We start from the raw sequence: 7899 nt of genomic DNA on the forward strand, positions 1-7899 counted from the left end.
TGCCGGGCCCCGCCCCTTTAACTACTTGCCCTAGTAGCTGAGCCCGAAGCCGTAGTCGAAGAGCGCTCCGTCGGCAGTTTCGCCGTAGCCGGGCAGGTCGCTGGCCTCGTCCATGACGAATGGCTGGCGGATCGCACCGGGCGCTTAATGCCCGTCGCGCTGCTGAATTCGCCGTTCGCCGCGCTTGATGAGCAGCAGCGAAGTTCCGCGAAGTTGGGGGCGGGTGCGGCTTTCCGTACCGCCCCCAGTTCTGGCGCCTAGATTTCGCAGGTTTCAGAGGGCGCGTTGCGGATCAATCCGCGCTCGGCCACCAGCGTGCTGATGAGCAGAATGGCGGCGGCCGCGTTCCAGGGAACGAGCGGCAAATAGCCTTCTGGCGGCAGGTCGGAGAGCAGCCAGCGGGTTATCAGGAACGTGGCCAATCCCAGCGCAAGCGAAATGGCGAATGCGATGCCCCGGTGCTTCTTGGAGACGCCCTGCCACGCGGGGATTGACCCGTCGGCAGGTGCTTCAGAGGTGATTCCCAAGAATTTCAGCATGCGTTCCTTCTCGATAATGTCCGATAGTTGTCATATAAAGATCAAGTCAACTGAGTGTTATTTCGATAGTATCGAATCTGAAAATTGCTGTACATGGTACTTTCGGATGACACTTCGACCTCGAGCTCCGAGCCCGGGTGAAACTTGCGGCCCCGTGCACGGCGCGCAGGCCACGGTGGCGCCATTCGGCGCCCGGTGCAGCCAAGCGCGGGAGCAGGACCGAGGTGCGTGGGCGCATCGCTCGGAACGCTGCGAGATCGCCCCCGGGGGAAGTGTTAATGGGAAGGCGCACTAGCGGCCTAGCGCCAGGCGCGGTTCCTGCCTTATCATCAGTGAGTCAGGAACATGGCTCCGCCAGGTTCCGGCGCTCTCAAAAGGGGCGATACCCGTTGCGGTCCAGCAACCGGTAACGGCAGACATATATGGAATTTCTTCAGCACGATTTCTTGAAAAGAGTCCATAATGTCTAGCGTTTCAGCTGCCATTGCCCACGCCCTCAAGCCGCTGGCCCCGCGGATCTTCGGATTGATGGGCAACGGCAACGCCCACTTCCTCGACGCCGCAGTGCGTGCAGGCTTCGACTACACCGCTGTGCGCCACGAATCGGCCGCCGTTTCGGCCGCCGACGCCTACTTCCGCATCTCCAATAAGCTGGCCATCGCCTCCACCACTTACGGTGCCGGCTACACCAACACCATCACCGCACTGGCTGAAGCCGCCGCGGCCCGGACCCCGCTGCTGTTCGTCACCGGCGACGCGCCAACTTCCGGCCTGCGTGGCTGGGACGTCGACCAGGCCGCGATCGACACAGCAGTGCGAGCACCGCGCTACGTCGTTGACCGCAACAACCCGGGTGCCACCGCTCTGGAGGCGGCCGCCCGGGCGTTGCGCGAACGGATGCCGGTTGTTTTGGCGATCCCTTATGATTTGGCCGCGGTGGATTCGCTCGAAGAGCAGCTGCCCGATTTCGCCTCCCTGCGCAGCACCCCTCCGGCACCGCAGCTGAACTCCACCCAGCTGGAGCAGATCGCTGGAAAGCTCAACGCCTCGCAGCGCACCCACATCCTCTATGGCCGCGGCGCGATCGATGCCGCGGCGCAGGTCCAGTCGCTGGCGCAGAAGCTGGACGCCACCACCTCGGGTACGTTGCTGGCCCGCGACCTGCTGGACTACGAGTTCGATTTGGGCATCACCGGAGGCTTCTCCACCGAGGCCAACGCCCGCATCATCGCGCAGGCCGATACGGTATTGGTGCTCGGCGCCTCGTTGAACCAGTTCACCATGCGTTTTGGCGATCTGGTCGCGCAGGATGCCAGCTTGATCCAGATCGACCTGGGGTGCGCCGCCACCAACCCGCGCGTGGACTATTTCGCCACCGCCGATGCGACCCTGGCCGCCGCGGACCTGCTCGGTGCGGTGGAGCAGGCGCAGGGCGGATGGCGTTCAAGCCTGGACCTGTCCAATCTGCGCACCCGTCCGGCCGGTGACGACCTGGCCGCCGACGGGCAGCTTGATCCGCGCCGCGTGGCCAGCGAACTGGAGAAGATCCTGCCGGCCAATCGCGTGCTGGTGCAAGACGGCGGCCACTTCATCGGCTGGGGGCCCATGTACTGGTCGACCACCGGTGCACGCTCCTTGAGCTGCGTGGGCACCGCGTACCAGTCCATCGGCCTGGGCATCGCTTCCATGGTGGGCGCAGGCCCAGCGGCGCAGGGGCGCACGGTCGTGCTGGCCGCCGGCGATGGCGGCTTCCTGATGGGCCTGGCGGACCTCGAATCGATCGTTCGCACCGTGGAGAGTGGCGTAATCGTCATCTACAACGACTCCGCGTACGGAGCGGAAATCCACCAGTACGGATCCGTCGGCCTGCACGAAGACCCGATGCTGATCCCGACGGTGGATTTCGCCGGTATCGCCAAGGCCATGGGAGCCACTGGAATCCGCGTTGACACGCTCGAAGACCTCGCCGGGGTCCAGCAGTGGGTGGATGCCGGAGCCCGTGGTGTGTGCCTGGTGGATGCCCGTGTCTCGATGCATGTGCGTGCTCCTTATATGGACGAGGTCCTTTCCGCGAACAAGAAGGCCGCCGCGGCTGCGGCATTACAATCCGGTAAAGGTGGTGGCAAGCGGTAGCCGAACGTCGTAGGGTGGTTGAGTGCGCAAGTTATTAGTCGGAACAGCAAGTCTGGGTCTAGGGGCACTTTTGATGTTCCCCTCAACCGGCGCTTTTGCTGCACCCACTGGCCCTGGCGACTCGGCGGGTGCCAGCGCAGCGCAGCTTTCCGAGACCTCGCTTCGCGTGGCAACCATTCAGGCAAATCTCAGCGGCGAAACCCCCCAGGAGCTGCCCGCGAACCTGATGCGCGGATCCGACCGCCAGGCGGCGCAGGTTGCAGACAAGATCAGCAGCGCCAATGCGGACGTGGTGGTGCTGACAGATATGGACGCCACCCAGGACGCGGTTGATGCACTGAACGACCAGTATCTGAACAATCCCGACGATGCCCGCGCCGATGTGGAATACGGGTATTCCTACCTGGCCGTGGGCTCCAAGGGCCTGCAAAGCGGTGCCGATCTGAACGCTGATGGCGTCATCGGCGGCGCCGAGGATGCGTGGGGCCAGGCTGCATTCGCCGAGCAGGGTTCGATTGTCGTGCTATCGAAGTACCCGATTGCACAAGACCAGGTCACCAGCGTTTCCCAGCTCAAGTGGCAGGACGTTGCCAACGACATGATGCACCACACCGACTTCTCTGGTGTGCTGGCCGCCTCCATTCCGGTGATGAGCACCGGGCTGTGGGACATTCCCATCCAATACCGTGGCGAGCCGGTGCATATTCTTGCGACCCAAACCCAGCCAGATGCGCAGGACCAGGAATTCGCCAAGGCACGCCAGGCTGATGAGTTGAAGGTTCTCACCGGCTACCTGGCCGGAGAGGACTACGTTCGCACCGATGAGGGCGAGCAAGCAGAAGGAGTCGGCGAAGACCGCTATGTCATCGCCGGCGCACTTGGCTTGCAGGAGAACGCGGCAGATCGCGTTGAACCATTCCTCCAGGGGCTCAAGCGCGCGAACGCTTTGAATGATTCCGGAAGCTACCTGGTCCCCAGCGCAACTTGGCAGGTATTGGGCCAGGGCCGCATCCAGGAGCATCCGCCAAGCAGTTCCCAGCCCCTGCCCGGAACGGTGCCGGACTTGGTGAAAGCATCAAGCCCGCTGATCTGGACCGATGTCCAGTTCTAGATGCCGAGCAAACCCCGCAGATAAGGATTGAGGAATCGTCCCTCCGGATCGGCAGTTTGGCGCACCCTCGTGAAATCGCTGAATTTCGGGTAGAGCTGCGCCAAATCCGCTGCTTGCAGGCTATGTTCCTTGCCCCAATGCGGCCGGCCGCCCAAAGAACGGAAGATCTCTTCCATGGCCGGGAAGTATCCCGGAGCCTTATCCCGAATGTAGCGGTGCACGGCAATGTATGCTGTCTGCCTGCCGCTGGCGGTACCCAACCAGGTGGAGTCCCCGGCCGCGGTACGCACCTCGACAGGGAAGGAAACTCCAATTCCCGAACGCCTGAAATACGCTCGCACCTTCGCGAAAGCTTCATCGAAGCCAGCTAGCGGCAGCGCATACTCCATCTCGGTGAAGCGCACCCGTCGCGCACTGGTGAAAGCTTCATTCCATGGCGCGATGCTGCTGCGCTCCGGCAGGGCCGCGCAAGCCACCTCATTCAATTTGGCAGTGGTCCGGGGGACCGCTGCGCTCAGCGAGCTGAGCAGCTGCAACGCGCCATTGGAGAGCAGTTCATCGTTCAGCCAGCGGGCCGCCGCAGGCGGCTGATCGGCAGGGACCTGGCCGTCGAGCCGGGTATTGATCTTCACCTGGGCTTTGCTGGTGCCCGGGAACCAGAAGAATTCCAGATGGTCTTCTTGCCGGACACGATCAACAAAGCTTTCGGCGATCTGCCCGATGGGTTCGATGGATTCGGCCGCACGCATCATGTAGTAGGGAACGCACCGCAGCCGGACGTGGGTGAGTACCCCCAGTACTCCCAGGCCAAGCCGGGACGCCTCGAATAATTCGCTATTCTCCTGCGCGCTGGCGCGCAGATGGGTCCCATCGGCCAGCATGAGCTGCACTCCGGTGACCGTTGCGCTGAATCCGCTGAATTCCAGGCCCGTGCCGTGGGTGCCGGTGCTGATTGCTCCAGCGACCGACTGCTTGTCGATATCTCCCATATTCTCCAACGCGAGGTTGAAGGGCCTGAGCAGGGCGGGGATCTGCCAGAGCCGGGTTCCGGCGCGGAACGTCACCTCGTGGGTGCGAGCGTCGACTTCCTCGATGCCGCGAAAGCCATCCAGATTCAGCAAGATCCCGTCGGTATCTGCCAGCGGAGTGAAGGAATGGCCTGCGCCGACGGTGCGCACCGGCTGGTGCTGGTCGGCGGCCTGCTCCAGGCTCTGTGCTAATTCTGCGATGCTGCGCGGAGAATGGACAGCTGCTGGGTGGGAGACCACGGTGCGTGCGAAATTCCTGAAAGTACTCACAGGAATGCTTTCCCTTCTCCACGGTAAGTAGACCATTGTTCGACGATCCTGCCCTTGGAGTACACCGCCGCCTTATTAACGCGTTCGGCCGGTTCGCCGGACTTGGCATGGCGCAGCCACACGGTATCGCCAATGGCAATGCGATGCGCCGAGGGGCCAGTGAGCGGAGTCTGCACTTCGCCGGCGCCTTCCATGGCCAGGTAGCGAAGCTTCTTGGGATGCTCGATGGTGGGCAAGCGGTCCTTGCCGGCTGGACCCGATGCGGCCCATCCGCCACCAAGGATGGTGACCGTTCGCTCATCGGGACGGCGTACTACCGGGAACCCCAGGTACAGGGCAGGGGTGGGGCGGAATGCGCGGTAGGAATCGAAGAGCGCGGGCGCGAATAATCCTGAGCCCGCGGCGATTTCGGTTACCGCTGGTTCTTGGATGGTGCTTTCTACCGAACCGGTACCTCCGGCATTTACAAACCGCAGGTCGCCGAGCTCCCGTACCAATTCCACGGTTTCGGCCCGGCGGTCCGCCAGTTCGGCGGCGCTGGCTTGGCGCAGCTTGCGGGCGATCAGTGCCCTGGGGCTGAAACCCCCATCGGGGACCGAAGCGATTTGGGATTCGTAGCCCATCAGCCCGTCCAAGATGAAGTTGCGCCGGCGGTGCACCTGGGCGGCCAGTTCGGCGACCTGTTCCGGCCGGGTCAGCGGGGAACGCGCGGCGCCGATACGGAGGTTGCTGCTGGGGTAATAGGCAGCATCCAGTTCCAGGGCGACCTTCAGCGGCCCGTGCCCCGGTGCGATCCTGTCGATCAAATCCAACTGCTCTTGGGTATCCACCATGAGCGTTACCTCTTCGCGAGCCTGTTCGCTGGCGGCCCACCGGCTGATCGCTTCGGCATCGGTTTGCGGGTAGGCAACCACCAAGTCCTTCAAGCCATGGCTGGCCAGCCATAATGCTTCGGCCAAGGTGAAGCAGAGAACGCCGCGGAAACCGGGCTCATCCAGGACCCGTTCCAATGCCTTGCGTACACGCAGGGATTTGGACGCGATGCGAATCGGCACACCTCCGGCCCGTTCGCGCAGGGCGATCACGTTGGAATCGAAGGCATCCAGATCGAGCAGCGCGACCGGATGCTCCGAGATCCCGGCGCTTTTCAAGGCGTGGTTATACCGTTTGGCCTGAGCGTTCTTCATAGGCCAACTCTTGCACCAGCGTCGGGGAGTTTCAAGGAATTTTTCAAGACGCTTGCTTGAAAGCGCAAAGCCCAAGGTAACTCTCAGGGTCTTGCGGTTAAGCTGGAGCCATCATGAAAAACGATCCGATTTCAATGACTTTGATTGGCAAAGATGGAAAGCCGCGCTCCGGCGTGCAGGACGCCATCATGAAGGGCATCGGCGTGCAGCGCCCGCTGGTGCTTGCCTACATCAAGCGGCTGCGCAAAAAGCACCCTGACGCTACTACTGCCCAGCTGGCAGCTATTGTCGAGCGCGATTACCTGCGCGTAGTTACCGGTTCCGGTGCAGCCGTGGGTGGAACCGCAGCCGTTCCCGCTGTTGGTACCGGTATCGCCCTGGGCCTATCCATAGCTGCGACCCTGGGCTTCCTGGAAGCCTCGGCGCTGTATGCGCAAAGCCTGGCAGAGCTGCACGGCATAGCCATCGACGATCCGGATCGTTCACGAGTCCTGGTTATGGGCATCATGATGGGCGATGAGGGCAGCTCGATGATTGCCGGATTGACTTCCCAGGCCGCAGGTCGCGGTGGGGGTCCAATCCAGGGATGGGCCAAGTCCTTCGGTGCCAGCAAGTCCACGAGCATCTACTCTGCAATGCAGCGCACCATGCAGAAGAAGTTCCTGCGCAAGATCATTGGCACCCAAGCGGCTAGCACCATCGGCCGTTTGGTTCCGTTTGGGGTCGGCGCAGTCATCGGTGGCGTAGGCAATCGATATATGGCCAAGCGCGTGATCGAGAATGCGGCAGTGGCCTTCGCCGGCATTCCCACGGTGGCGCCAAGCTCTCTGCCCCTGGATGATCCTAGAGTCATTGACGCAGAGATCGTCGAGGACTAGCTCAATCGCGGTAGCCGGCCACTGAGGTGGTCGGCTACCGGCTTTTAAGACGAATTTTTATGCGTTTTACAGATTTTTGCGAGCACCGAACCGCATGAACCCGGGCTTTAATCGGCGCTCCGGAATTAAGTGTGCACGGTCACCGTCAAAAACCACCCACCCGATTTGCAGGACCCCCAAAACCTGTGTATAGTTTTTCCTTGTCGCCGAGAACAAAACGGAAGAAATAACCGGATGTGAAACGGCGGCAGAACCCCAGAAAATCAAGGTTTTTCCACAGTCTTGTGGACAACAATTGAAAAGAATGGGAACTGGGAATACTGGTTCAAATCACAAACAATGGATTTGACTTTCAGGAATTCGAAGTTATAGAATATGAATATAACGCTGGACGAAATTACCGCCTGGAATGGTGGGTAAAGAACCGGTAAGTGTTTGTTGTTTGAGAACTCAATAGTGTGCCAAGTTTGTTGATACCGAATATTTTTATTTGGTGAATACATAACATTTGCTTGAGGCATTGCACCCCCGTGCAGTGTTCTTGAGTGTTTTATTATTCGCCAGGACTTCATTGGCTTCGCCCTTATTTTCCAAGGGGTTGCCGGTGGCTTTTTATTTTTTTATGGAGAGTTTGATCCTGGCTCAGGATGAACGCTGGCGGCGTGCTTAACACATGCAAGTCGAACGATGAAGCCCAGCTTGCTGGGTGGATTAGTGGCGAACGGGTGAGTAACACGTGAGTAACCTGCCCCC

At 61.1% G+C, this 7899-nt stretch carries 6 protein-coding genes and 1 rRNA gene; 4 read left to right on the forward strand and 3 right to left on the reverse strand.

Annotated features, from left to right (window positions below; translation table 11 throughout):
* Positions 1-257: 257 nt before the first annotated feature.
* Complete coding sequence (locus tag ACNPM8_RS03060) at positions 258-539, reverse strand: hypothetical protein (protein WP_448939284.1); 282 nt, start codon at positions 537-539, stop codon at positions 258-260.
* A gap of 462 nt (positions 540-1001) precedes the next feature.
* Here ACNPM8_RS03060 and ACNPM8_RS03065 point away from each other — a divergent pair, with 462 nt between their 5' ends.
* Both ACNPM8_RS03065 and ACNPM8_RS03070 read left to right on the forward strand, forming a co-directional pair.
* On the forward strand, positions 1002-2672 hold the full coding sequence (locus tag ACNPM8_RS03065; protein ID WP_448939285.1) for a thiamine pyrophosphate-binding protein: 1671 nt from the start codon (positions 1002-1004) through the stop codon (positions 2670-2672).
* A 73-nt stretch (positions 2673-2745) separates the two neighbouring features.
* Entirely contained in the window at positions 2746-3783 is a 1038-nt protein-coding gene (locus tag ACNPM8_RS03070) for an endonuclease/exonuclease/phosphatase family protein (RefSeq protein WP_332727850.1), read from the forward strand.
* On the opposite strand, the gene ACNPM8_RS03075 is transcribed toward ACNPM8_RS03070, so the two are convergent.
* Together ACNPM8_RS03075 and ACNPM8_RS03080 are read right to left on the reverse strand one after the other, a co-directional pair.
* Positions 3780-5081 (reverse strand): D-arabinono-1,4-lactone oxidase, encoded by a 1302-nt coding sequence (locus tag ACNPM8_RS03075; protein ID WP_448939286.1) that lies wholly within the window; start codon positions 5079-5081, stop codon positions 3780-3782. The two genes, ACNPM8_RS03070 and ACNPM8_RS03075, sit on opposite strands and share 4 nt — an antisense overlap.
* The gene (locus ACNPM8_RS03080) at positions 5078-6268 is read right to left on the reverse strand and encodes an alanine racemase (protein WP_402697702.1); all 1191 of its coding nucleotides are present in this window, start codon (positions 6266-6268) and stop codon (positions 5078-5080) included. The genes ACNPM8_RS03075 and ACNPM8_RS03080 overlap by 4 nt, the downstream gene beginning before the upstream one ends.
* A 113-nt stretch (positions 6269-6381) precedes the next feature.
* Here ACNPM8_RS03080 and ACNPM8_RS03085 point away from each other — a divergent pair, with 113 nt between their 5' ends.
* Entirely contained in the window at positions 6382-7146 is a 765-nt protein-coding gene (locus ACNPM8_RS03085) for a hypothetical protein (RefSeq protein ID WP_448939287.1), read from the forward strand.
* A 619-nt stretch (positions 7147-7765) separates the two neighbouring features.
* Positions 7766-7899: ribosomal RNA gene (locus tag ACNPM8_RS03090) — 16S ribosomal RNA — on the forward strand; the annotation flags it as partial.

The organism is Glutamicibacter sp. AGC46, from assembly GCF_053543715.1.

Coding starts and splice junctions, on each gene's coding strand:
- ACNPM8_RS03060 (WP_448939284.1), bottom strand. CDS start 539: ATGCTGAAATTCTTGGGAATCACCTCTGAAGCACCTGCCGACGGGTCA.
- ACNPM8_RS03065 (WP_448939285.1), top strand. CDS start 1,002: ATGTCTAGCGTTTCAGCTGCCATTGCCCACGCCCTCAAGCCGCTGGCC.
- ACNPM8_RS03070 (WP_332727850.1), top strand. CDS start 2,746: ATGTTCCCCTCAACCGGCGCTTTTGCTGCACCCACTGGCCCTGGCGAC.
- ACNPM8_RS03080 (WP_402697702.1), bottom strand. CDS start 6,268: ATGAAGAACGCTCAGGCCAAACGGTATAACCACGCCTTGAAAAGCGCC.
- ACNPM8_RS03085 (WP_448939287.1), top strand. CDS start 6,382: ATGAAAAACGATCCGATTTCAATGACTTTGATTGGCAAAGATGGAAAG.